The sequence below is a fragment of the Streptomyces adelaidensis genome, assembly GCF_016598475.1.
Classification (GTDB): domain Bacteria; phylum Actinomycetota; class Actinomycetes; order Streptomycetales; family Streptomycetaceae; genus Streptomyces; species Streptomyces adelaidensis.
This window is the reverse complement of the sequence record NZ_JAEMUX010000006.1, coordinates 171,531-194,012: the sequence shown is the minus strand read 5'-3', so window position 1 is coordinate 194,012 and position 22,482 is coordinate 171,531. Positions and strand designations below refer to the sequence as shown.

Sequence of the window (22,482 nt, the reverse complement as noted above, 5' to 3'; positions counted from 1 at the left end):
GAACCCGCGGAACCCGCAGAACCAGCGGAACCCGCCGCAGCCGCACCCCCCAACCGATCCACCCCGAACCGCAACGCGGACGCATACGTGTCATCGGGATCGAGCCGGCGCAGCTCCTCCGCCAGCAGCTCGGACGTCTCGCGCCGCTTCAGCGCCACCGCCCGGTCCGGCTGGTCCTCCAGCGTGAGCATGGCGAGGCCGCCGTCGGGCCGGTGCAGCCGGATGGGCCCGGTGCTGGTGAGCATCCGTACCTCGGTCAGACCGGGACCCGCCGAGACACCGCGACGCACATGGACGTGCAGCCGGTCGGCGAGCCACATCGCCAGCAGTTCCACACTCGGGTTGTACTGCTCGCCCTGCACCTCCGCGGAGATGACCTCGCAGTCCACCTGGTCGAGGGCGGCGGCCAGCATGGAGCGCCAGGGGGTGATCCGGGCCCAGGCGAGATCCGTGTCGCCGGGCTCGTAGTTGTCGGCCCGGTTCCGCAGCTCGTCGATGGGCTTCTCGGCGGCGTAGCTGTCGGTGACCCGGCGCTGGGCGAGCGCGCCCAGCGGGTCGCGGGCCGGGTCGAGCGGTGCGCCGACCGGCCACCACACCACGACCGGCGCGTCCGGGAGGAGCAGCGGCAGGACCACCGACTGGGCGTGGTCGGCGACCTCGCCGTACAGCCGGAGGATCACCGTCTCGCCGGTGCCGGCGTCCGCGCCCACCCGTACCTCGGCGTCGAGGCGGGACTTCGTACGGTCGCGCGGCGAGCGGGAGACCCGCTTGATGACCACGACCGTGCGCGAGGGGTGCTCGCGGGAGGCGTCGTTGGCGGACTTGAGCGCGTCGTACGCGTTCTCCTCGTCCGTCACGATGACCAGCGTGAGCACCATGCCGACGGCCGGGGTGCCTATCTCCCGGCGCGCCTTGACCAGCGCCTTGTTGATCTTGCTGGCGGTGGTGTCCGTGAGGTCCGTCTTCATGGCCGGCGCCAGCTCCGTCCGTCTCGTTCGAGCATCTCGTCCGCCTCGACGGGACCCCAGGTGCCCGCCTGGTACTGCGCGGGCCTGCCGTGCTTGTCCCAGTACTCCTCGATCGGGTCGAGGATCTGCCAGGACAGCTCGACCTCCTCGGTACGCGGGAAGAGGTTCGAGTCGCCGAGCAGGACGTCGAGGATGAGGCGCTCGTACGCCTCCGGGCTGGACTCCGTGAAGGACTCGCCGTAGGCGAAGTCCATCGACACGTCCCGGATCTCCATCGAGGTGCCCGGCACCTTGGAGCCGAAGCGGACCGTGACGCCCTCGTCGGGCTGGACACGGATGACGATCGCGTTCTGGCCCAGTTCCTCGGTGGCGGTGGAGTCGAACGGGGAGTGCGGGGCGCGCTGGAAGACGACCGCGATCTCGGTGACCCGGCGGCCCAGGCGCTTGCCCGTCCGCAGATAGAAGGGGACCCCGGCCCAGCGGCGGTTGTCGACCTCGACCTTGATCGCCGCGTAGGTGTCGGTCTTCGACTTGCGGTCGATGCCGTCCTCTTCGAGGTAGCCGATGACCTTCTCGCCGCCCTGCCAGCCGGCCGCGTACTGCGCGAACACGGTGTCCCGGCCCAGGTCCTTCGGCAGTCTCACCGCGCCGAGGACCTTGGTCTTCTCGGCGGCGAGCGCGTCCGCGTCGAAGGAGGCGGGCTCCTCCATCGCGGTCAGCGCCATCAGCTGGAGGAGGTGGTTCTGGATGACGTCACGGGCGGCGCCGATGCCGTCGTAGTAGCCGGCGCGGCCGCCGATGCCGATGTCCTCGGCCATCGTGATCTGCACATGGTCGACGAAGGACCGGTTCCAGATCGGCTCGAACATCGTGTTGGCGAAGCGGAGCGCCAGGATGTTCTGGACGGTCTCCTTGCCCAGGTAGTGGTCGATACGGAAGACCTGGTCCGGGGCGAAGACCTCCTCCACGGTCGTGTTGAGCTCCTCGGCCGACCTCAGGTCGTGGCCGAACGGCTTCTCGATGACCGCGCGCCGCCAGGTGCCGCGCGACTGGGAGGCCAGGTTGTGCTTCTTCAGCTGCTGGATCACGACCGGGAACGCGGACGGCGGCACGGAGAGGTAGAAGGCGAAGTTGCCGCCTGTGCCCTGTGCCTTGTCCAGTTCCTCGATGGTGTCGCGCAGCCGCTCGAAGGACTCGTCGTCGTCGAAGGTGCCCTGGACGAACCGCATGCCCTGGATGAGCTGCTGCCAGACCTCCTCACGGAACGGCGTACGCGCGTGTTCCTTGACCGCGTCGTGCACCTCCTGCGCGAAGTCCTCGTGCGCCCACTCCCGGCGGGCGAAGCCGACGAGCGAGAAGCCCGGCGGCAGCAGTCCGCGATTGGCGAGGTCGTACACGGCAGGCATCAGCTTTTTACGTGACAAATCGCCTGTGACGCCGAAGATGACCAGGCCCGACGGCCCCGCGATACGCGGGAGCCGTCGGTCCGCGGCGTCACGCAGCGGATTGCTGCTCGACAAGGTTTTCAGCCCTCCGAGGGTGCGAGGCGCTCAAGCTCCGCCTCGGTCGACTTGAGCAGATCGTTCCAGGACGCCTCGAACTTCTCGACGCCCTCGTCCTCCAGCAGCTGGACGACCTCGTCGTAGGAGATGCCGAGCTTCTCGACCGCGTCCAGCTCGGCACGCGACTGCTCGTACGTCCCGGTGACCGCGTCACCGCGGATCTCGCCGCTCGCCGCGGTGGCCTCCAGCGTGGCCTCCGGCATGGTGTTCACCGTGTTCGGCGCGACCAGCTCGTCGACGTACAGCGTGCTCTTGTACGCAGGGTCCTTGACGCCGGTCGACGCCCACAGCGGACGCTGCTTGTTGGCGCCCGCGTTCTCCAGGGTGCTCCAGCGCCCGCCCGCGAACACCTCCTCGTAGGCCTCGTAGGCGAGGCGCGCGTTGGCGACGCCGGCCTTGCCGCGCGCGGCCTTGGCCGCGTCGGTGCCGAGGGCGTCGATGCGCTTGTCGATCTCGGTGTCCACGCGGGACACGAAGAAGGACGCCACCGAGTGGATCTTGGAGAGGTCCAGGCCGCGCTCCTTGGCCTTCTCCAGACCGGCCAGGTAGGCCTCCATGACCGCGCGGTAGCGCTCCAGCGAGAAGATCAGCGTGACGTTGACGCTGATGCCCAGGCCGATGGTCTCGGTGATCGCGGGCAGACCCGCCTGCGTCGCCGGGATCTTGATCAGGGTGTTCGGGCGGTCGACGAGCCAGGCGAGCTGCTTGGCCTCGGCGACGGTGGCCCCGGTGTTGTGGGCGAGACGCGGGTCGACCTCGATGGAGACCCGGCCGTCCTGGCCGCCGGTCGCGTCGTAGACCGGGCGCAGGATGTCGGCGGCGTCACGGACGTCCGCCGTCGTGATCATGCGGATGGCCTCTTCGACGGTGACCTTGCGGGCGGCGAGGTCGGTGAGCTGCTGCTCGTAGCCTCCCCCACGCTCGGCTTCGCTCGCGCGGGGGGACCCCCATCCGCTGCTGATCGCCTTCTGGAAGATCGACGGGTTGGTGGTGACGCCCACGACGTGCTGCTGGTCGATCAGCTCCGCCAGGTTGCCGGACGTGATGCGCTTGCGCGACAGGTCGTCCAGCCAGATCGCCACGCCCTCCTCGGAGAGGCGCTTGAGTGCGTCTGTCATGGAAATTCCATCTCCTACGTGTCGTATGTAGAGCGTCAGCGCCGGGTGGCCGCGATCGATTCCCGCGCTACCGCGGCCACGTTCTCCGCGGTGAAGCCGAACTCCTGGAAGAGGACCTTGCCGTCGGCCGAAGCGCCGAAGTGCTCCAGCGAAACGATGCGGCCGGCGTCACCGACGTACTTGTGCCAGGTGAGCCCGATACCGGCCTCGACCGCGACACGCGCCTTGACGGACGGCGGCAGAACGCTCTCCCGGTACCCCTGGTCCTGCTCCTCGAACCACTCCACGGACGGCATGGACACCACCCGCGTGGGCACGCCGGCCGCCTGGAGCCGCTCGCGCGCCTCGACGGCCACGTGCACCTCGGAACCGGTGGCGATGAGGATGGCCTCGGGCGCGCCGCCGTCGGCCTCGAACAGCACGTAACCACCGCGCGCCGCGTCCTCGTCGGCCTCGTACGTGGGCACGCCCTGACGGGTCAGCGCGAGGCCGTGCGGGGCGCCCTTGCCGAACTCCTTGGTCCAGCGCTTGAGGATCTCGCGCCAGGCGATCGCCGTCTCGTTGGCGTCGGCCGGGCGCACGATGTTCAGACCGGGGATCGCGCGCAGCGTGGCCAGGTGCTCCACCGGCTGGTGCGTCGGACCGTCCTCACCGAGACCGATGGAGTCGTGCGTCCATACATACGTCACCGGCAGGTGCATCAGCGCGGAGAGGCGTACCGCGTTGCGCATGTAGTCGGAGAACACGAGGAACGTGCCGCCGTAGATACGGGTGTTGCCGTGCAGCGCGATGCCGTTCATCTCCGCGGCCATGGAGTGCTCGCGGATACCGAAGTGGATCGTGCGGCCGTAGGGGTCGGCCTCCGGCAGCGGGTTGTCCGCCGGGAGGAACGACGACGTCTTGTCGATCGTCGTGTTGTTCGAGCCGGCCAGGTCTGCGGAGCCGCCCCACAGTTCGGGGATGACCGCGCCGAGCGCCTGGAGCACCTTGCCGGAGGCGGCACGGGTGGCGACACCCTTGCCCGTCTCGAACTCCGGCAGATGCGACTCCCAGCCCTCGGGCAGCTCGCCCGCGCTGATCCGGTCGAACTCGGCGGCGCGCTCGGCGTTGCCGTTGCGCCACTCCTGGAGCTGCTTCTCCCAGGCGGCACGGGCCTGACGGCCACGCTCACCCAGGGCGCGCGTGTGCGCGATGACCTCGTCGGAGACCTCGAAGTTCTTCTCCGGGTCGAAGCCCAGCACCCGCTTGGTCGCCGCGACCTCGTCCGCGCCGAGCGCCGAGCCGTGCGCGGCCTCGGTGTTCTGCGCGTTCGGGGCGGGCCAGGCGATGATCGAGCGCATCGCGATGAACGACGGCCGGTCGGTGACCGCCTTCGCGGCCTCGATCGCCTCGAACAGCCCGGCCGGGTCGAGGTCGCCGTTCTCCTTCGGCTCGACCCGCTGCACATGCCAGCCGTACGCCTCGTACCGCTTGGTCACGTCCTCGGAGACGGCCGTCTCGGTGTCGCCCTCGATCGAGATGTGGTTGTCGTCCCACAGCAGGACCAGGTTGCCGAGCTTCTGATGACCGGCCAGCGAGGACGCCTCCGCGGAGATGCCCTCCTGGAGGCAGCCGTCACCGGCGATCGCGAAGATGTGGTGGTCGAACGGAGACTCGCCCACGGCGGCCTCCGGGTCGAACAGGCCACGCTCGTAGCGGGCGGCCATCGCCATGCCCACGGCGTTGGCGACACCCTGGCCGAGCGGCCCGGTCGTCGTCTCGACGGCCTTGGTGTGTCCGTACTCCGGGTGGCCCGGAGTCTTCGAACCCCAGGTACGGAAGGACTCCAGGTCCGCCAGCTCCAGCCCGAACCCACCCAGGTACAACTGGATGTAGAGGGTCAGAGAGGAGTGGCCCGCGGACAGGACGAACCGGTCACGGCCCACCCACTCGGGGTCGGCGGGGTCATGGCGCATCACCTTCTGGAAGAGGGTGTACGCGGCGGGCGCCAGGCTCATCGCCGTACCAGGATGGCCGTTTCCGACCTTCTGTACGGCGTCGGCGGCCAGGACGCGGGCGGTGTCGACGGCCCGCTGGTCCAATTCGGTCCACGCGAGGTCTGTAGTGGTCGGCTTGGTGCTCACCCTGGGTCAGGGCTCCTCTCCACATGTCTCGTGCCGGTGTTCTTCACGGCACCGGCCGTTGTCGAGCCTACCCCCGTGGGAACGCGCATTTTTTCGAGTCATTCCAGACTGCCGGGACCGTCCGGGATCCGCCTCCCGACCGGCGATTCCGCATGGTGAGACCAGGGGGTTCCGCTGTTCGACATCTGAATACGGAGCCGCTCATCCGACTGCTCAACGCAAGCGTGTCCGGCTCCCCGCGGGGCACCTCCCAACACGACCCCACCCCCTTGAAAGGCTCGCTCTGGGCAACGTCTACAGTGGCGTGGTACGCGCGAGCCGTCACGGGGAGTTCACATCCGGCAGGCTCGCTGGGAGTCTCTGTCAGGGGTGTGCGTGACGGCCGTCGAATCCCGTCCACCGGGTGGGGGCACCGCCCAGGCCCTTGAGGCTCTGGGGGAGCTGGGCGCGAGCAACACGAACAGCAGCCGGGGTCAGCGGCCGATCGGGGCCCGCGTCAAAGCGTTCGTGGCCCTCACCAAGCCAAGAATCATCGAGCTTCTGCTGATCACCACCGTTCCGGTGATGTTCCTCGCGGAGCAGGGCGTCCCGGACCTCTGGCTGGTGCTCGCCACCTGCGTCGGCGGTTACCTCTCCGCGGGCGGCGCCAACGCGCTCAACATGTACATCGACCGCGACATCGACGCCCTCATGGAGCGCACCTCGCAGCGCCCGCTGGTCACCGGAATGGTCACCCCGCGTGAAGGCCTCGTCTTCGGCATCACCCTCGCGGTCGTCTCCACCCTCTGGTTCGGTGCCCTCGTCAACTGGCTGTCCGCCTGGCTGTCGCTCGGTGCGCTCCTCTTCTACGTCGTCGTCTACACGATGATCCTCAAGCGGCGTACGTCGCAGAACATCGTCTGGGGCGGCATCGCGGGCTGTATGCCCGTCCTCATCGGCTGGTCCGCCGTGACGAACTCGATGTCCTGGGCCGCCGTCATCCTCTTCCTCGTCATCTTCTTCTGGACCCCGCCGCACTACTGGCCCCTGTCCATGAAGGTGAAGGACGACTACGCCCGCGTCGGCGTCCCCATGCTCCCGGTCGTCGCCTCCAACCAGGTCGTCGCCCGCCAGATCGTCTTCTACAGCTGGGTGATGGTCGCGGTCTCCCTCCTCCTGACCCCCCTCGGCTACACCGGCTGGTTCTACACCTCGGTCGCCCTGGTGACGGGCGGCTGGTGGCTCTGGGAGGCCCACGCCCTCCAGAACCGCGCGAAGAGCGGTGCGACCGGCGGCAAGCTCAAGGAAATGCGCCTGTTCCACTGGTCGATCACGTACGTCTCACTGCTGTTCGTGGCAGTGGCGGTGGACCCCTTCCTCCGCTGAGTTCTTCTGCCACGCGTGGTTCGTGGCTTGTCGCGCCGTTTCCCGCGCCCCTGAAAGAACAGGGGCGCGGTTTCGTGTTCAAGGCCACGTGGCCCTGCCGTCGCCCCCCCGCTCTACCCATCGGTAGCATCCTGACCATGGCAGACACCAAGCAGGTTGACGAGGCCACGGACGCGAAGGCGGCCGCCAAGGCCGAGCGCAGGGCGGCCAGGATCGCGAAGCAGATCGGCGCCTTCGCCAAGGCCCACGGCGGTGCCGAGGCCCAGGTCGCGTACATCGGCCAACTCGGCGCCCGCATCGTCCTCGTGGGCGAGGACGGCGGCTGGGGCGACCTCGTCGCTCCCACCTACGCCATCGCCGAGCAGGCCGTACAGAAGGCCGGCGTCACCGTCCACGAGGACTTCGACGGCGAGTTCGCGGCCAAGGTCGAGACCGGCCCGTACGAATGGACGCGGATGGCCGGAATCCAGGTCGGCGGACCGAGGAACAGCAACACCTGAGCCCGGCTCACCCGTTAGGACCTGTGGGAGTACACGGGTCCAGTCTCGGGGAGTCCGGATGATCGAAACACCGTCCCTCGTGGACCAGTACTGCCACGGTGTACTGAGAACGGAGCTGGGCCTCGGCACCTTCGAGGCCCACCTCGCCCGCAGCGAGGGCCCGCCGGCGCCCGGCACCACCTTCTTCGACACCCAGACGGGCTTCGCCGTACGCCGCTGGTGCCCGCCCCTGCTGGGCCTGGAACCACACTGCCCTCCGGCCCGCTACCTCGCCCGACGCCGCGAACTGGGCGTACTGGAGGCGGGGCGCAGGCTCCTGCGGGGCAGCGGCATCACCACCTATCTCGTCGACACCGGGCTGCCCGGCGATCTCACCGGACCGCACGAGATGGCCGCCGCGGGTGGCGCGGACGCACATGAGATCGTCCGCCTCGAACTCCTCGCCGAACAGGTCGCCGACACCTCCGGCACCATCGAGTCGTTCCTGGCCAATCTCGCCGAGTCGGTACACGCGGCGGCCGCGAACGCCGTCGCCTTCACCTCGGTGGCGGGCGCCCGGCACGGCCTGGCGCTCGCGCCCGAACCGCCCGGGCCGGGGGAGGTACGCGGCGCGGTGGGCCGCTGGCTCGCGCACCGGCCGGTCGGCGGGGCGCTCACCGACCCGGTCCTCCTGCGGCACCTGCTGTGGATCGCCGTCGCCTCCGGCCGCCCCCTCCAACTCCACGCCGGCCTCGGCGAACCCGGCCTGCGCATCGACCGTACGGACCCCGTCCTGCTCACCGACTTCGCGCGCGCCACGGCGGGCCTCGGCACCGACGTGGTCCTGCTGCACGGCTACCCGTACCACCGCCACGCGGCCCACCTCGCCGGTGTCTTCCCGCACGTCTACGTCGACCTGGGCGCCGAACTCGTCCGCACCGGCGCCCGGGCCACCGCCGTACTCGCCGAGGTCCTGGAACTGGCCCCCTTCGGCAAGCTCCTCTTCTCCACCGGCGCCCAGGGACTGCCCGAGCTGCATGTGGTCGGCGCCCGGCTGTTCCGGGAGGCGCTGGCGCGGGTGCTGGGGACCTGGGTGGCCGAGGGAGCCTGGTCGTTGGCGGACGCGCAGCGCGTGGCGGGGCTGATCGCGGCGGGGAACGCACGGCGGGTGTACGGGCTGGAGTGAGCTGTACAGACTGGGCGTATGACACGCAGTACAAGGACCGCCGCCTTGGTCGAACGCTTCCTCGACGAGCACGAGCTCCAGGAGCTGGGTCCTCGCGCCGTATGGGCGCACGGGTCCCTCGCCGGGGGCGACTACCAGGAGGGCCGCAGCGACCTCGACCTGATCACCGTCCTGGACGGTCCGGTCACGGTCCGGACGGTCTGGCGGGTGGCCCGGCTGCACGCCCGGCTGCGCGCCGAACCGCTGACCGCCAAGCTGCACTGCACCTATATGACGCCGGCCACTGCGGCCGACGCCGAGCGCAAGCATCTGACCTGGGCGCACGAGCGGTTGTTCCGGCGGACGGTCACCCCGGTCACCCGGCGTGAGCTGCACACCTTCGGCCTCGTCCTGCACGGCGAGCCGCCAGGGTCGCTGCTGCCACCGGTGTCGGACATCGAACTGGACGCGTTCGTCGTCCGCGACCAGAAGGAGTTCTGGCGCCCGACGCTCGACAAGGCCCACCTCTGGACCCAGGACGTCCGGGTCGACCTGGGTCTCCTCACCTTCGCCCGCGCCACGGCCACCCTCCGCGACGGCCGCCTGATCTCCAAACGCGAGGCACTGGACCTGCTGCCCACGCTGGGCGCACCCGTCGAGGTGGTCGAGGACATCAGGCGGCGACGGTACGGGCAGCAGGTGCGGGAGGTGCCGCACAGGGGCGAGCTGACCAGGCTGTTCCTGGGCCCGGCGATCGACGCCCTCGTACGGACGTACGGCTGACTCAGCCGCGCGCGGCGACCGGCGTCTCCGCGACTGCCGGACCCGGCACGTCCACCTCGGCCGCCGGGCGTTCCCGCAGGGAGAGCAGCACCCGGAGCGTCGCGATCCACACCAGGCAGGAGCCCAGCATGTGGGCGCCGACCAGGACCTCGGGGAGATCGGTGAAGTACTGGACGTAGCCGATGCCGCCCTGCGCGAGCAGGATCAGGAACAGGTCGCGGGTGCGGTGCAGCGGGCCCGGGGGAGCGTCGACCGCTTTGAGGACGAACCACAGGGCGAAGGCGAGCGTCACCACGATCCAGGCCAGGACGGCGTGCAGTTTGGTGACGTTCTCCCAGTTCAGCGGGATGCGCTCGACCTCGCTGGAGTCACCGGCGTGCGGGCCCGCGCCGGTGACGACCGTGCCCACCGCGATCAGCAGCAGCGTGACGCCCACCAGGACCCACACCAGCTGCCGCACCGCCTTGCCGACCAGCGGGCTCGGCTCGGCGTCGCTCTCGTGGGTGCGCCGCCACATCACCGTGGCGACGGCGATCAGCGCGGTGGAGAGCAGGAAGTGCGCGGCCACCGTGTACGGGTTGAGGCCGACCAGGACCACGACGCCGCCGAGGACCGCGTTGCTCATGACGATCCAGAACTGCGCCCAGCCCAGCCGGGTGAGGCCGCGCCGCACCGGCTTCCGCGAGCGCGCCGCGATGATCGCCCAGCCGACCGCCGCGCACAGCACGTACGTCAGCATGCGGTTGCCGAACTCGATGAAGCCGTGGACGCCCATCGCGCTGGTGGCGGTGAGCGAGTCGTCGGTGCACTTGGGCCAGGTCGGGCAGCCGAGGCCCGACCCCGTGAGCCGCACGGCGCCGCCGGTGACCACGATGAGCACGGCCATGACGAGCGCGGCGAGGGCCGCACGCCGGACCGTTCTGGGGTCCGGGGTCCAGCGTTCGGCGATGAAGGCGAGCGGGTTGCGCGCAGCGGAGACGAGGTCGTCGCGGGTCACTTTCGGCACGCGCACCATCGTAGGCCGCCGCTTGTGCACGTATTCACGAGGGGTGGGGCATGGCGTGTGAGCTGCGGTTACTCCCAGCGGAAGAAGCGGGCGGCGGCGCCGAGCCCGAGCACCGCCCACCCGGCGAGGATCCCGAGGTCGACCCACGGCACCCCCGCGCCGTGCTGGAGCACGTCCCGCAGACCGTCGGACAGCGCGGCGATCGGCAGCAGCCCGAGCACGCTCTGCGCCGCGTCCGGGAACTTGTCCAGGGACACCACGACGCCGCCGCCCACGAGCAGCAGCAGGAACACCAGGTTCGCCGCCGCCAGCGTCGCCTCCGCCTTCAGCGTGCCCGCCATCAGCAGACCGAGGCCGGAGAAGGCCGCCGTACCGAGGACGAGGAGGAGCAGTACGGCCAGCGGGTTGCCGTGCGGGGACCAGCCCATCGAGAAGGCGATCACCGTGAGCAGGACGATCTGGAGGACCTCGGTGACCAGCACGGACAGGGTCTTCGCGGTCATCAGTCCCCAGCGGGGCAGCGGCGAGACCGCCAGCCGCTTCAGGACGCCGTAGCGGCGCTCGAAGCCCGTGGCGATGGCCTGGCCGGTGAACGCCGTCGACATCACGGCGAGCGCGAGGACGCCGGGCGCCAGGAAGTCGACCGCCTTGCCCTCGCCCGTGTCGACGATGTCCACCGAGCCGAACAGCACCAGCAGCAGGGCCGGGATGACGACCGTCAGGAGCAGCTGCTCGCCGTTGCGCAGCAGCATCTTCGTCTCCAGGACCGCCTGCGCCGCGATCATGCGGGGGAGGGGGGCCGCGCCCGGCTTCGGCGCGTAGGCGCCAGGGCTCGTACGCACGCTCATCAGCGCAGCTCCTTACCCGTGAGTTCGAGGAAGACGTCTTCGAGGGTGTGCCGCTCCACCGAGATCCGGTCCGGCATCACCCCGTGCTGGGCGCACCAGGAGGTGACGGTCGCGAGGAGCTGCGGGTCGACCTTGCCGCTCACCCGGTAGGCGCCGGGCGTCAGTTCGACGGCGGCCGAGTCCGCCGGGAGGGCCTTCAGCAGAGAGGCGACGTCGAGCGCCGGGCGGCCGGTGAAGCGCAGGGTGTTCTCGGCGCCGCCCCGGCACAGCTCCTCCGGCGTGCCCCGGGCGATGACCCGGCCCGTGTCGATGATCGCGACGTCGTCCGCGAGCTGCTCGGCCTCGTCCATGTAGTGCGTGGTCAGGATGGTGGAGACACCGTCCACGCGCAGGTCCCGGACGAGCTCCCAGGTCGCCCGGCGGGCCTGCGGGTCGAGGCCGGCCGTCGGCTCGTCGAGGAAGACCAGCTCGGGGCGGCCGACCACGGCCATCGCCAGGGCGAGCCGCTGCTGCTGGCCGCCGGAGAGCCGCCGGTAGGTCGTACGGCCGCAGCTGCCGAGGCCCAGGCGCTCGATGAGGGCGTCCACGTCGAGGGGGTGGGCGTGCAGCTTGGCCACGTGCCGCAGCATCTCGTCGGCGCGGGCGCCGGAGTAGACACCGCCGGACTGGAGCATCACGCCGATCCGGGGGCGCAGCGCGGCGCCCTCGCGGACCGGGTCGAGGCCGAGCACCGACACCGAGCCGGAGTCCGGTTTCCGGTAGCCCTCGCAGATCTCGATCGTGGTCGTCTTGCCCGCCCCGTTGGGACCGAGTACGGCGGTGACGCCCGCCTCCGCCACCAGGTCGAGCCCGTCCACCGCGGTCTTGTCGCCGTACCGCTTCACCAGGGACCGGACCTGGACCACGGGGTCACTTCGCATGCGCCCGAGTCTAGGTACGCGGCCGGGTGCCGAGGCGGGCGGGTCCGGAGATCTCCTCCTCACGGGGACGGTGCGACTCGAGCCGGCGCTCGGCGTACGCCACCGCGTCGGCCACCGGGAACAGCCGTACGTCCGCCGCGCCCGCCTTTCCCCGTACGACCCCGTGGTCGCGCTCGAAGTCGTACCCCAGCTCGTCGAACCGGTCCGAGTCGATCGACACCTCGGTCACCACCTCCCAGCCGTCCGGGCCCGGCCGTCCGACCTCGACCAGGGGCGAGGGGATCCGGTATTCGGCGAGGTGGAAGCTGGTGCAGGAGTCGTAGCCCGCGCCGAGCAGGAGCACGCGGGCGCCCGCCCGCTCCAGCCGGGCCAGGGGGCTGCTCCCCCACTGCCTTAAGGGCGTGGGAGGTACCCCCAGCCGAGGCGGCAGTCGGTGGCGTGGTCCGCGAGGATCGCCGCCGCGCCCGGACCGACTTCGCGGCGCCACCTGTTTGATCGATCAATGATCGTTCCCGCAGGTCAGCTTAGGTATGCCTAAGTGATGCACGGCACCGCCGGGTGCCACGGGCGCGGCTTGCCTGGCTCCGAGGAATTACGCAACAATGGCGTTGTGAAAAACGTTGGCGAGGCTCCGCAGGAGGAACTCGCGACCGGGGAGCGGTCGACACGCACCCGGGTCGCGCGGTCCATCCTGGACCACGGCCCGTCCACCGTGACCGACCTCGCCGGACGCCTCGGGCTGACCCAGGCGGCGGTCCGCCGGCACCTCGACGCACTGGTCGCCGACGACGTCGTACAACCCCGTGAGCAGCGCGTCTACGGCGCGCGGACACGGGGGCGCCCGGCCAAGGTGTTCGCCCTGACGGACTGCGGGCGCGATGCCTTCGACCAGTCGTACGACAAGCTCGCCGCGGACGCGCTCCGCTGGATCGCGGACCGGGAGGGCGGGGAGCAGGCCGTCGCCGCCTTCGCCCGCGCCCGGATCGCCGCCCAGGCCGATGCCTACCGCGAGGCCGTCGAGTCGGCGGACCCCGAACAGCGGACCGAAGCCCTGGCCAAGGCCTTGAGCGTCGACGGGTACGCTGCTACGGCGCGCAGCGCGCCCCACCCCCACCAGGGTGAGCAGCTCTGCCAGCACCACTGCCCGGTAGCCCATGTAGCCGGCCAGTTCCCGCAGCTCTGCGAGGCCGAGACCGAGTTCTTCGCCGAACTGCTCGGTACGCACGTCCAGCGGCTGGCCACCATCGCCCACGGCGACGGCGTCTGCACGACGTTCATCCCCAGAGTTTCAAAGACAGCCACCCACGCATCTGCAAGCACCGCCGGGAGGAACCCCGCATGACGCTCCCCATCGAGGAGACTGCCCACCCCGAGCTCGAGGGTCTGGGCAAGTACGAATACGGCTGGGCCGACTCCGACGTGGCCGGTGCCTCTGCCAAGCGCGGCATCAACGAGGACGTCGTCCGGGACATCTCCGCCAAGAAGAACGAGCCGGAGTGGATGACCAAGCTCCGTCTCAAGGGCCTGCGCCTGTTCGACAAGAAGCCCATGCCGAACTGGGGCTCGGACCTCTCGGGCATCGACTTCGACAACATCAAGTACTTCGTGCGCTCCACGGAGAAGCAGGCGGAGTCCTGGGAGGACCTGCCCGAGGACATCAAGAACACGTACGACAGGCTCGGCATCCCCGAGGCGGAGAAGCAGCGCCTCGTCGCGGGCGTCGCGGCCCAGTACGAGTCCGAGGTCGTCTACCACCAGATCCGTGAGGACCTGGAGGAGCAGGGCGTCATCTTCCTGGACACCGACACCGCTCTCAAGCAGCACCCGGAGCTCTTCAAGGAGTACTTCGGCACGGTCATCCCGGTCGGCGACAACAAGTTCGCGTCGCTGAACTCCGCGGTGTGGTCCGGCGGCTCCTTCATCTACGTGCCGAAGGGCGTGCACGTGGAGATCCCGCTCCAGGCCTACTTCCGTATCAACACGGAGAACATGGGCCAGTTCGAGCGGACGCTGATCATCGTCGACGAGGACGCCTACGTCCACTACGTCGAGGGCTGTACGGCGCCGATCTACAAGTCGGACTCCCTGCACTCCGCGGTCGTCGAGATCATCGTGAAGAAGGGCGCCCGCTGCCGCTACACGACCATCCAGAACTGGTCGAACAACGTCTACAACCTGGTCACCAAGCGCGCCGTGGCGTACGAGGGCGCGACCATGGAGTGGGTCGACGGCAACATCGGCTCCAAGGTCACCATGAAGTACCCGGCCGTCTACCTGATGGGCGAGCACGCCAAGGGCGAGACCCTCTCCATCGCCTTCGCGGGCGAGGGCCAGCACCAGGACGCCGGCTCCAAGATGGTCCACATGGCGCCGAACACCTCCTCCAACATCGTCTCCAAGTCGGTGGCGCGCGGTGGCGGCCGTACGTCCTACCGCGGTCTCGTCGAGATCGGCGAGGGCGCCCACGGCTCCAAGTCCAACGTGCTCTGTGACGCGCTGCTCGTCGACACCATCTCCCGCTCGGACACGTACCCGTACGTCGACGTCCGCGAGGACGACGTGTCCATGGGCCACGAGGCGACCGTCTCCAAGGTCTCGGAGGACCAGCTCTTCTACCTGATGAGCCGCGGTCTGACCGAGTTCGAGGCGATGGCGATGATCGTGCGCGGCTTCGTCGAGCCCATCGCGAAGGAGCTGCCGATGGAGTACGCGCTGGAGCTCAACCGGCTGATCGAGCTGCAGATGGAAGGCGCGGTCGGTTAAGACCCGCCTGCCAGGAACAGCTAGCGAAATCTGACGTAGGAAGAGAGCAGACCGACAGCCATGGCTGAGGCTCAGAACATCCCGGTGGGGTCCACTACCGCCGGCCAGATCGCGGTGGCCGCCGAGTCGACCGTCGCCACGCGCATGAGCGCGCCCCCCTCCTTCGACGTCGCGGACTTCCCGGTCCCGCACGGCCGCGAGGAGGAGTGGCGGTTCACCCCGCTTGAGCGCCTGCGCGGGCTGCACGACGGCACGGCGGTCGCCACCGGTAACGGCCTGAAGGTCGCCGTCGAGGCGCCCGAGGGCGTCACGATCGAGGCCGTCGGCCGTGACGACGCGCGCCTCGGCAGGGCGGGCACCCCGGTGGACCGGATCGCCGCCCAGGCGTACTCGGCGTTCGAGAAGGCCGGCGTGATCACCGTCCCCAAGGAGACGGTCCTCACCGAGCCGATCCGGATCGCCGTGCACGGCGAGGGCGGCACCGCCTTCGCCCACCAGGTCGTCGAGCTGGGCGCCTTCGCCGAGGCCGTCGTCGTCATCGACCACACCGGTGACGCCGTCCTCGCCGCCAACGTCGACTACGTCCTGGGGGACGGCGCCAAGCTGACCGTCGTCTCCGTCCAGGACTGGGACGACAAGGCCGTGCACGTCGCCCAGCACAACGCGCTGATCGGCCGCGACGCCTCGTTCAAGTCGGTCGTGGTGACCTTCGGCGGCGACGTCGTACGCCTGCACCCGAGGGTGACGTACGCCGGCACCGGCGGCGAGGCCGAGCTGTTCGGTCTGTACTTCACGGATGCCGGCCAGCACCAGGAGCACCGCCTCCTGGTCGACCACAACACCCCGCACTGCAAGTCGAACGTCGTCTACAAGGGCGCGCTCCAGGGCGAAGCGGCGCACGCCGTGTGGATCGGCGACGTGCTGATCGAGGCCAAGGCAGAGGGCACCGACACCTACGAGATGAACCGGAACCTGGTCCTCACGGACGGTGCCCGGGTCGACTCGGTGCCGAACCTGGAGATCGAGACCGGCGAGATCGTCGGCGCGGGCCACGCGAGCGCGACCGGCCGCTTCGACGACGAGCAGCTGTTCTACCTGATGGCCCGCGGCATCCCGGCCGACGAGGCCCGCCGTCTCGTCGTCCGCGGCTTCTTCGCCGAGCTGGTCCAGCAGATCGGCGTCGACGACATCGAGGAGCGCCTCCTCGTGAAGATCGACGAGGAGCTGGAGGCGTCCGTCTGATGATCGCGTACGTACGCGTCTGTGGGCTGAGCGAGCTGGAGGAGGACACCCCGAAGCGGGTGGAACTCGACGGCACGCCGGTCTCGGTCGTACAGACCGAGGGCGAGGTGTTCGCCATTCACGACATCTGCTCCCACGCGAACGTCTCGCTCTCCGAGGGCGAGGTGGAGGACTGCCAGATCGAGTGCTGGCTGCACGGCTCCGCGTTCGACCTCCGTACCGGCAAGCCGTCCGGCCTTCCCGCGACGCGCCCCGTCCCCGTATACCCCGTAAAGATCGAAGGGGACGATGTGCTCGTCTCCCTTTCCCAGGAGTCCTGAGGCACCCATGGCAACGCTTGAAATCCGAGACCTGCACGTCACCGTCGAGGCCGACAACGCCACGAAGGAGATCCTCAAGGGCGTCGACCTCACCGTGAAGCAGGGCGAGACGCACGCCATCATGGGCCCCAACGGCTCCGGCAAGTCGACGCTCGCCTACTCCCTCGCGGGTCACCCGAAGTACACGATCACCGGCGGCACCGTCACCCTCGACGGCGAGGACGTCCTGGAGATGTCCGTCGACGAGCGCGCCCGGGCGGGCCTGTTCCTGGCGATGCAGTACCCGGTCGAGGTCCCCGGTGTCTCGGTCTCCAACTTCCTTCGTACGTCCGCCACCGCCATCCGCGGTGAGGCGCCGAAGCTGCGCACCTGGGTGAAGGAGGTCAAGGAGGCCATGCAGCGCCTTCACATGGACCCCGCCTTCGCCGAGCGCAACGTCAACGAGGGCTTCTCCGGCGGTGAGAAGAAGCGCCACGAGATCCTTCAGCTGGAGCTGCTCAAGCCGAAGGTCGCGATCCTCGACGAGACCGACTCCGGTCTGGACGTCGACGCGCTGCGTGTCGTCTCCGAGGGCGTCAACCGCGTCCGTGAGACCGGTGAGGTCGGCACCCTGCTGATCACGCACTACACGCGCATCCTGCGCTACATCAAGCCCGACCAGGTCCACGTCTTCTCGGGCGGCCGCATCGTCGAGTCCGGCGGCGCCGAGCTCGCCGACAAGCTGGAGAACGAGGGCTACGAGGCCTATGCGAAGCTCGACGCAGTAGACACGAAGGGTGGCGCATCCGCGTGACACAGCTGCCGGGCCTCCTCGACACCGAGGCGCTCCGCAAGGACTTCCCCATCCTGGACCGCCAGGTCCACGACGGCCAGAAGCTCGTGTACCTGGACAACGCGGCGACCTCGCAGAAGCCGCGCCAGGTACTGGACGCACTCAGTGGCTACTACGAGCGCTACAACGCCAACGTCCACCGCGGTGTGCATGTGCTCGCCGAGGAGGCCACGGCACTGTACGAGGGCGCGCGCGACAAGGTCGCCGCGTTCATCAACGCGCCCAGCCGCGACGAGGTGATCTTCACCAAGAACGCCTCCGAGTCGCTGAACCTCGTGGCGAACATGCTCGGCTGGGCCGACGAGCCCTACCGCGTGGACCACGAGACCGAGATCGTCATCACGGAGATGGAGCACCACTCCAACATCGTGCCGTGGCAGCTGCTCGCGCAGCGCACCGGCGCGAAGCTGAAGTGGTTCGGCCTCACCGACGACGGCCGGCTCGACCTCTCGAACATCGACGAGATCATCACGGAGAAGACGAAGATCGTCTCCTTCGTCCTGGTCTCCAACATCCTGGGCACCGTCAACCCGGTCGAGGCGATAGTGCGCCGGGCGCAGGAGGTCGGCGCCCTGGTCTGCATCGACGCCTCGCAGGCCGCGCCGCACATGCCGATGGACGTCCAGGCCCTCCAGGCCGACTTCGTGGCCTTCACCGGTCACAAGATGTGCGGTCCGACGGGTATCGGCGTGCTCTGGGGCCGCCAGGAACTGCTGGAGGATCTTCCCCCGTTCCTCGGTGGCGGCGAGATGATCGAGACGGTGTCGATGCACTCGTCGACCTACGCTCCCGCCCCGCACAAGTTCGAGGCGGGCACCCCGCCGATCGCGCAGGCGGTCGGTCTCGGCGCGGCGATCGACTATCTGAGCGCGATCGGCATGGACAAGATCCTCGCCCATGAGCACGCGCTCACCGAGTACGCGGTGAAGAAGCTCGGCGAGGTACCGGACCTGAGGATCATCGGCCCCACCACGGCCGAGGACCGGGGCGCGGCGATCTCCTTCACGCTCGGTGACATCCACCCGCACGACGTGGGCCAGGTGCTGGACGAGCAGGGCATCGCGGTCCGGGTGGGCCACCACTGCGCCCGCCCCGTCTGCCTGCGTTACGGAATTCCCGCGACCACGCGAGCGTCGTTCTATCTGTACTCCACGCCGGCCGAGATCGATGCCCTGGTCGACGGCCTGGAGCACGTACGGAACTTCTTCGGCTGAGGAGAGACGAGCGATCGCATGAAGCTGGACTCGATGTACAGGGAAGTCATCCTGGACCACTACAAGAACCCGCACGGTCGGGGCTTGCGGGATGGCGACGCCGAGGTGCACCACGTGAACCCGACGTGCGGCGACGAGATCACCCTGCGAGTGAAGTACGACGGCACGACCATCCAGGACGTCTCGTACGAGGGGCAGGGCTGCTCGATCAGCCAGGCCTCGGCCTCCGTGCTGAACGAACTGCTCGTCGGCAAGGAGCTGTCCGAGGGGCAGAAGATCCAGGAGACCTTCCTGGAGCTGGTGCAGTCCAAGGGCCGGATCGAGCCGGACGACGCCATGGAGGAGGTGCTGGAGGACGCGGTCGCGTTCGCCGGTGTCTCCAAGTACCCGGCACGGGTCAAGTGCGCCCTCCTCAGCTGGATGGCGTGGAAGGACGCGACGGCCCAGGCGCTGGGCGGCGCCGACGCCGAAAGGAAGACGGCATGAGCGACACCCTGGAGATGAAGCCGGCCTCCGAGGAGGAGGTCCGCGAGGCCCTGTACGACGTCGTCGACCCCGAACTGGGCATCGATGTCGTCAACCTCGGCCTCATCTACGGCATCCACATCGACGACGCGAACATCGCGACGATCGACATGACCCTGACCTCCGCGGCCTGCCCGCTGACGGACGTCATCGAGGACCAGGCCAAGTCCGCCACCGACGGCCTCGTCAACGAACTCCGCATCAACTGGGTCTGGATGCCCCCGTGGGGCCCCGACAAGATCACGGACGACGGCCGCGAGCAGCTTCGGGCGCTCGGGTTCAACGTCTGAGTTCCATGGACATGGGTGTGGCCCCCGGCGATCCGCCGGGGGCCACACCCATGTCCGGGTGAGGGCCGGTCAGGAGAGGCCCTTCACCAGTTGGAAGACGGAGTCCGCGAAGAACTGGCGGCTCTGTTCGTAGCGTTCCAGGCGGAGTTGGAAGCTGCGGTGGCGGACGAAGTAGCCGGGGTAGTTCACCGACTCCAGCATGACCGAGCCCGAGGAGTACGCGGAGCGCGGGCAGAAGGTGGCGTCCTGCTTGAAGAGGCGGGAGCCGTCGTGGCCGGCCGCGCGGAGTACGAAGTTCTGGTGGCGTACGTAGCGGCCGTCCGTCATGCGGAAGGAGTAGCAGGAGGAGTCCGCGAGGCCGGAGACGACCTTGAAGGAGGAGTCCTCCCTGGTCTCGCTTCCGCTGCGGGAGCTCACCTGGTCCAGCTGGATCACGCCGCTGCGCAGATGCCAGTACCGGTCCGGGTAGTTGACGGACCGTACGGACTTCCGCGAGGTGGTCGAGGCGGGGGGCTTGCTGGAGGAGGCCGGCTTCGACGGCTCGGGCTCCGGCTTCGGTTTTGCCCCGCCCTGCTGGCTCTCGGACGAGTCGGAGTCCTTCGAGTCCTCCGTGTCCTCGTCGGCGGAGGAGCCCTTGCCCTTGTCGTCCTTCGACCCGTCGGTGGAGTCCTGCGGCTCCGACAGGCCGCTCTTGCCGTCCGGCGCGGAGGCCGCGGGGGACGGGGCGGGCGGGAGGGAGAGGGAGGGGAGGACCCGGTCGTCCGCGGCGGTGGTGCGGTTGCCGCTGTCTGACGTATCGCCAGGTCCGGTGCCCTGCAAGGTGATCGTGGTCACGCAGGAGGAGACCACGGCGAGGGCGAGGGCGCCGGCCAGCCAGAGGCGGCGCGTGCCCGGTATTCGGGTGTCGTCCGGGGCGACACCGGTCTCCCACACCTTCGCGGATCTGAGCACGGGAAGGTTGGGCGTGGTCCGGTCCGGATCAGGTCCGGGTCTTTGTGGCGGCATGCGCGGTTCCTTCGGCGTCGCGAGCGGCGGACGCGAATCGTCATGAGGTCGACAGGGAGGAGCCAGACGCGACCGGTACGCGAGACCGTCAAGGCCATCACATCCGGGAGCTTGACCGTTGAAACAGTAGTGGACCGAGTTGACTCCTGGGAGCCCTTTCTGTGAGCGCTTCCATAACGGAACGGCCCCGAAACGAGGGCTTCTTGGCGGTTCTCGGCGTGTGCGGGGACGGTGGAGGGCGAGTGGTCCCGGCTGAACATTCCGTGAATATGGCATTACGGTCCGATCCGTACGGCCGGGGTCCGCGGACCCGATCCCCCGTCGATGTGTACGACCGTACGCATGGTGTGTACGATCGTACGCATGGGATATCTGTTGCTCGGCGTCGCCATAGCCGCCGAGGTGGCCGCGACCACCGCCATGAAGTACAGCGAGGGGTTCAGCAAGCTGTGGCCGTCGCTGTTCACCGGCGTCGGGTACGTCATCTCCTTCGTGCTGCTGGCCCAGGCGTTGAAGTCGATGTCGATCGGCACGGCGTACGCGATCTGGTCCGGCGTCGGCACCGCGACCGTCGCCGCGCTCGGCCTTGTGCTCTTCGGGGAGGAGCTGAGCTTCGCCAAGGTCGCCGGGATCGTGCTGATCATCGCGGGCGTGGTGGCGCTGAACATGGGCGGCGCCCACTGATGGCCCGGCGCTACGACCCCGAGCGGCGGCAGCGGATCATCGACGCGGCGATCCGGGTCGTCGGGGCGAAGGGCATCGCCGGGCTGAGCCACCGGACCGTGGCCGCCGAGGCGGACGTACCGCTCGGCTCGACGACGTACCACTTCAAGACCCTCGACGACCTGATGGTCGCGGCGCTGCGGCAGGCCAACGAGGGCTTCGCGAAGAGCGTCGCCGCGCGTACCGCCCTGAAGGATTCCGGCACCGACCTCGCCGCCGACCTCGCCGCGCTGGGCAGCGAATGGCTCGCCGGCGACCGTACGGGCATGGAGGTGGAGTACGAGCTCTACCTCGCCGCCCTGCGCCGCCCCGCCCTGCGGCCCGTCGCCGACGAGTGGGGCCGGGACTTCGCCGACCTGCTCGCCCGCCGCACCGACCCGGTGACCGCGCGGGCGCTCGTCGCCCTGATCGACGGCATCTGTCTGCAGGTACTGCTGACCGGGGCGCCGTACGAGGAGGAGTACGCGCGGGAGGTGCTGGCGCGGGTGATTCCCTGAGGGACCCTTCGCCTCGCCGGACGACTCCGGGTGAACCGTGAACCTTTTCCGGGCCATCGGGAAACAAGGGGTGACAGGAACACGGCGAAGGGCGGGGAGCCTCGGTGACGAGCGGGGGGAGAACCTGGTGAGCGGAGCACCGCCACAGCAGGCAAGCGTCGAGGACGACGCCGAGACCGTGGCCCGGTCGCTGGCACAGCCGGAGCTGTTCGCCAGGCTCTACGACCGCTACGCGCCGGACATCCACCGGTACGTGGCCCGGCGGCTCGGCGACGGCATGGCCGACGACATCACCGCCGACACCTTCCTCACGGCGTTCCGCATCCGCGGCCGCTACGACGGGACCTACCCCGACGCCCGCCCCTGGCTGTACGGCATCGCCGGCAACCTCGTCGGCAAGCACCGCCGTACGGAGGTCCGGGCGCTCAAGGCGCCGGCACGCACCGGACACGACCCGGTCGCCGCGTCCTGGAGCCAGACCTGGGTGGAGCAGACCGACAGCCGGGTGGCGGCGCAGGGACCGCTCGCCGGGGCGCTGGCCGCGCTGCCGGCCGGGGACCGGCATGTGCTGCTGCTCGTCGTCTGGGCCGACCTCAGCCACCAGGAGGTCGCCCGGGCCCTGGACATCCCCGTAGGGACGGTCCGCTCGCGGCTCAACCGCGCGCGGCGCAAGGTGCGTACGAGGCTCGGGGCCGATCCGGCGTTCGCGGGCGACACGGCGGAGGTGGTCTGAC

The 22,482-nt window shown here is 69.5% G+C and carries 23 protein-coding genes and 1 pseudogene; 15 read left to right on the top strand and 9 right to left on the bottom strand.

The genetic code is table 11. The features are described 5' to 3' along the window. The 4 genes from opcA to tkt all read right to left on the bottom strand — a co-directional run. The coding region (gene opcA, locus I8N67_RS05520) for a glucose-6-phosphate dehydrogenase assembly protein OpcA (RefSeq protein WP_200301433.1) at positions 1–968 on the bottom strand (968 nt) is incomplete at its 3' end. Next, on the bottom strand, positions 965–2,488 hold the full coding sequence (zwf, locus tag I8N67_RS05515; RefSeq protein ID WP_200301432.1) for a glucose-6-phosphate dehydrogenase: 1,524 nt from the start codon (positions 2,486–2,488) through the stop codon (positions 965–967). The genes opcA and zwf, both read right to left, overlap by 4 nt. 5 nt (positions 2,489–2,493) lie before the next feature. Continuing rightward, positions 2,494–3,648 carry a transaldolase gene (gene tal, locus I8N67_RS05510; RefSeq protein WP_200301431.1) on the bottom strand — a complete coding sequence of 385 codons (1,155 nt, stop codon included), beginning with the start codon at positions 3,646–3,648 and terminating at the stop codon, positions 2,494–2,496. 35 nt (positions 3,649–3,683) lie between these two features. Continuing rightward, positions 3,684–5,771: a transketolase gene (tkt, locus tag I8N67_RS05505; protein ID WP_200301430.1), complete on the bottom strand. Its 2,088-nt coding sequence runs from the start codon at positions 5,769–5,771 to the stop codon at positions 3,684–3,686. Positions 5,772–6,146: 375 nt separating this feature from the next. Here tkt and I8N67_RS05500 point away from each other — a divergent pair, with 375 nt between their 5' ends. From I8N67_RS05500 to I8N67_RS05485, 4 genes are all read left to right on the top strand, one after another. Next, positions 6,147–7,136, top strand: a complete 990-nt coding sequence (locus tag I8N67_RS05500) for a heme o synthase (protein WP_372443639.1) — start codon at positions 6,147–6,149, stop codon at positions 7,134–7,136. A 137-nt stretch (positions 7,137–7,273) separates the two neighbouring features. After that, positions 7,274–7,636 (top strand): hypothetical protein, encoded by a 363-nt coding sequence (locus I8N67_RS05495; protein ID WP_200301429.1) that lies wholly within the window; start codon positions 7,274–7,276, stop codon positions 7,634–7,636. Positions 7,637–7,694: 58 nt separating this feature from the next. Continuing rightward, a complete protein-coding gene (locus I8N67_RS05490) occupies positions 7,695–8,801 on the top strand; it encodes an amidohydrolase family protein (RefSeq protein ID WP_200301428.1) in 1,107 nt (368 codons plus the stop codon). Positions 8,802–8,819: 18 nt separating this feature from the next. Next, positions 8,820–9,563, top strand: coding sequence for a nucleotidyltransferase domain-containing protein (locus tag I8N67_RS05485; RefSeq protein ID WP_200301427.1), 744 nt, complete (start codon positions 8,820–8,822; stop codon positions 9,561–9,563). Between the two features lies 1 nt (position 9,564). On the opposite strand, the gene I8N67_RS05480 is transcribed toward I8N67_RS05485, so the two are convergent. From I8N67_RS05480 to I8N67_RS05465, 4 genes and pseudogenes are all read right to left on the bottom strand, one after another. Continuing rightward, complete coding sequence (locus tag I8N67_RS05480; RefSeq protein WP_200301426.1) at positions 9,565–10,578, bottom strand: COX15/CtaA family protein; 1,014 nt, start codon at positions 10,576–10,578, stop codon at positions 9,565–9,567. A 59-nt stretch (positions 10,579–10,637) separates the two neighbouring features. Next, entirely contained in the window at positions 10,638–11,417 is a 780-nt protein-coding gene (locus I8N67_RS05475; protein ID WP_200301425.1) for an ABC transporter permease, read from the bottom strand. Continuing rightward, the gene (locus tag I8N67_RS05470) at positions 11,417–12,337 is read right to left on the bottom strand and encodes an ABC transporter ATP-binding protein (protein WP_200301424.1); all 921 of its coding nucleotides are present in this window, start codon (positions 12,335–12,337) and stop codon (positions 11,417–11,419) included. The genes I8N67_RS05475 and I8N67_RS05470 overlap by 1 nt, the downstream gene beginning before the upstream one ends. 10 nt (positions 12,338–12,347) lie before the next feature. Beyond that, positions 12,348–12,811: pseudogene (locus I8N67_RS05465) on the bottom strand (AAC(3) family N-acetyltransferase); the annotation flags it as partial. Positions 12,812–12,947: 136 nt separating this feature from the next. Here I8N67_RS05465 and I8N67_RS05460 point away from each other — a divergent pair. The 8 genes from I8N67_RS05460 to I8N67_RS05425 are packed head-to-tail and all read left to right on the top strand — an operon-like array spanning position 12,948 to position 19,523. Continuing rightward, positions 12,948–13,679 (top strand): helix-turn-helix transcriptional regulator, encoded by a 732-nt coding sequence (locus I8N67_RS05460; RefSeq protein WP_200301423.1) that lies wholly within the window; start codon positions 12,948–12,950, stop codon positions 13,677–13,679. Next, positions 13,676–15,100 carry a Fe-S cluster assembly protein SufB gene (gene sufB / locus I8N67_RS05455; RefSeq protein ID WP_200301422.1) on the top strand — a complete coding sequence of 475 codons (1,425 nt, stop codon included), beginning with the start codon at positions 13,676–13,678 and terminating at the stop codon, positions 15,098–15,100. Before I8N67_RS05460 ends, sufB begins: the two co-directional genes overlap by 4 nt. A 60-nt stretch (positions 15,101–15,160) precedes the next feature. Then, the gene (gene sufD / locus I8N67_RS05450; RefSeq protein ID WP_200301421.1) at positions 15,161–16,342 is read left to right on the top strand and encodes a Fe-S cluster assembly protein SufD; all 1,182 of its coding nucleotides are present in this window, start codon (positions 15,161–15,163) and stop codon (positions 16,340–16,342) included. Further along, entirely contained in the window at positions 16,342–16,662 is a 321-nt protein-coding gene (locus I8N67_RS05445) for a non-heme iron oxygenase ferredoxin subunit (RefSeq protein ID WP_200301420.1), read from the top strand. Before sufD ends, I8N67_RS05445 begins: the two co-directional genes overlap by 1 nt. Positions 16,663–16,669: 7 nt before the next feature. After that, the gene (gene sufC, locus I8N67_RS05440) at positions 16,670–17,455 is read left to right on the top strand and encodes a Fe-S cluster assembly ATPase SufC (protein WP_200301419.1); all 786 of its coding nucleotides are present in this window, start codon (positions 16,670–16,672) and stop codon (positions 17,453–17,455) included. Continuing rightward, positions 17,452–18,708 carry a cysteine desulfurase gene (locus tag I8N67_RS05435; RefSeq protein ID WP_200301418.1) on the top strand — a complete coding sequence of 419 codons (1,257 nt, stop codon included), beginning with the start codon at positions 17,452–17,454 and terminating at the stop codon, positions 18,706–18,708. Before sufC ends, I8N67_RS05435 begins: the two co-directional genes overlap by 4 nt. A gap of 18 nt (positions 18,709–18,726) precedes the next feature. Further along, positions 18,727–19,194, top strand: a complete 468-nt coding sequence (gene sufU, locus I8N67_RS05430; RefSeq protein ID WP_200301417.1) for a Fe-S cluster assembly sulfur transfer protein SufU — start codon at positions 18,727–18,729, stop codon at positions 19,192–19,194. Beyond that, positions 19,191–19,523: a metal-sulfur cluster assembly factor gene (locus tag I8N67_RS05425; protein ID WP_200301416.1), complete on the top strand. Its 333-nt coding sequence runs from the start codon at positions 19,191–19,193 to the stop codon at positions 19,521–19,523. The genes sufU and I8N67_RS05425 overlap by 4 nt, the downstream gene beginning before the upstream one ends. A 69-nt stretch (positions 19,524–19,592) precedes the next feature. Here I8N67_RS05425 and I8N67_RS05420 read toward each other — a convergent pair whose 3' ends face one another. Beyond that, positions 19,593–20,528 carry an AbfB domain-containing protein gene (locus I8N67_RS05420; protein WP_200301415.1) on the bottom strand — a complete coding sequence of 312 codons (936 nt, stop codon included), beginning with the start codon at positions 20,526–20,528 and terminating at the stop codon, positions 19,593–19,595. 363 nt (positions 20,529–20,891) lie between these two features. Between I8N67_RS05420 and I8N67_RS05415 the strand changes: the two genes are divergently transcribed. The 3 genes from I8N67_RS05415 (at position 20,892) to I8N67_RS05405 (ending at position 22,481) form a co-directional block, all read left to right on the top strand. Beyond that, positions 20,892–21,212, top strand: a complete 321-nt coding sequence (locus tag I8N67_RS05415; RefSeq protein ID WP_200301414.1) for a DMT family transporter — start codon at positions 20,892–20,894, stop codon at positions 21,210–21,212. Beyond that, positions 21,212–21,748: a TetR/AcrR family transcriptional regulator gene (locus I8N67_RS05410; protein WP_200301413.1), complete on the top strand. Its 537-nt coding sequence runs from the start codon at positions 21,212–21,214 to the stop codon at positions 21,746–21,748. The genes I8N67_RS05415 and I8N67_RS05410 overlap by 1 nt, the downstream gene beginning before the upstream one ends. 127 nt (positions 21,749–21,875) lie before the next feature. Further along, a complete protein-coding gene (locus I8N67_RS05405) occupies positions 21,876–22,481 on the top strand; it encodes an RNA polymerase sigma factor (protein WP_200301412.1) in 606 nt (201 codons plus the stop codon). The last annotated feature ends 1 nt before the right edge of the window (position 22,482 follow it).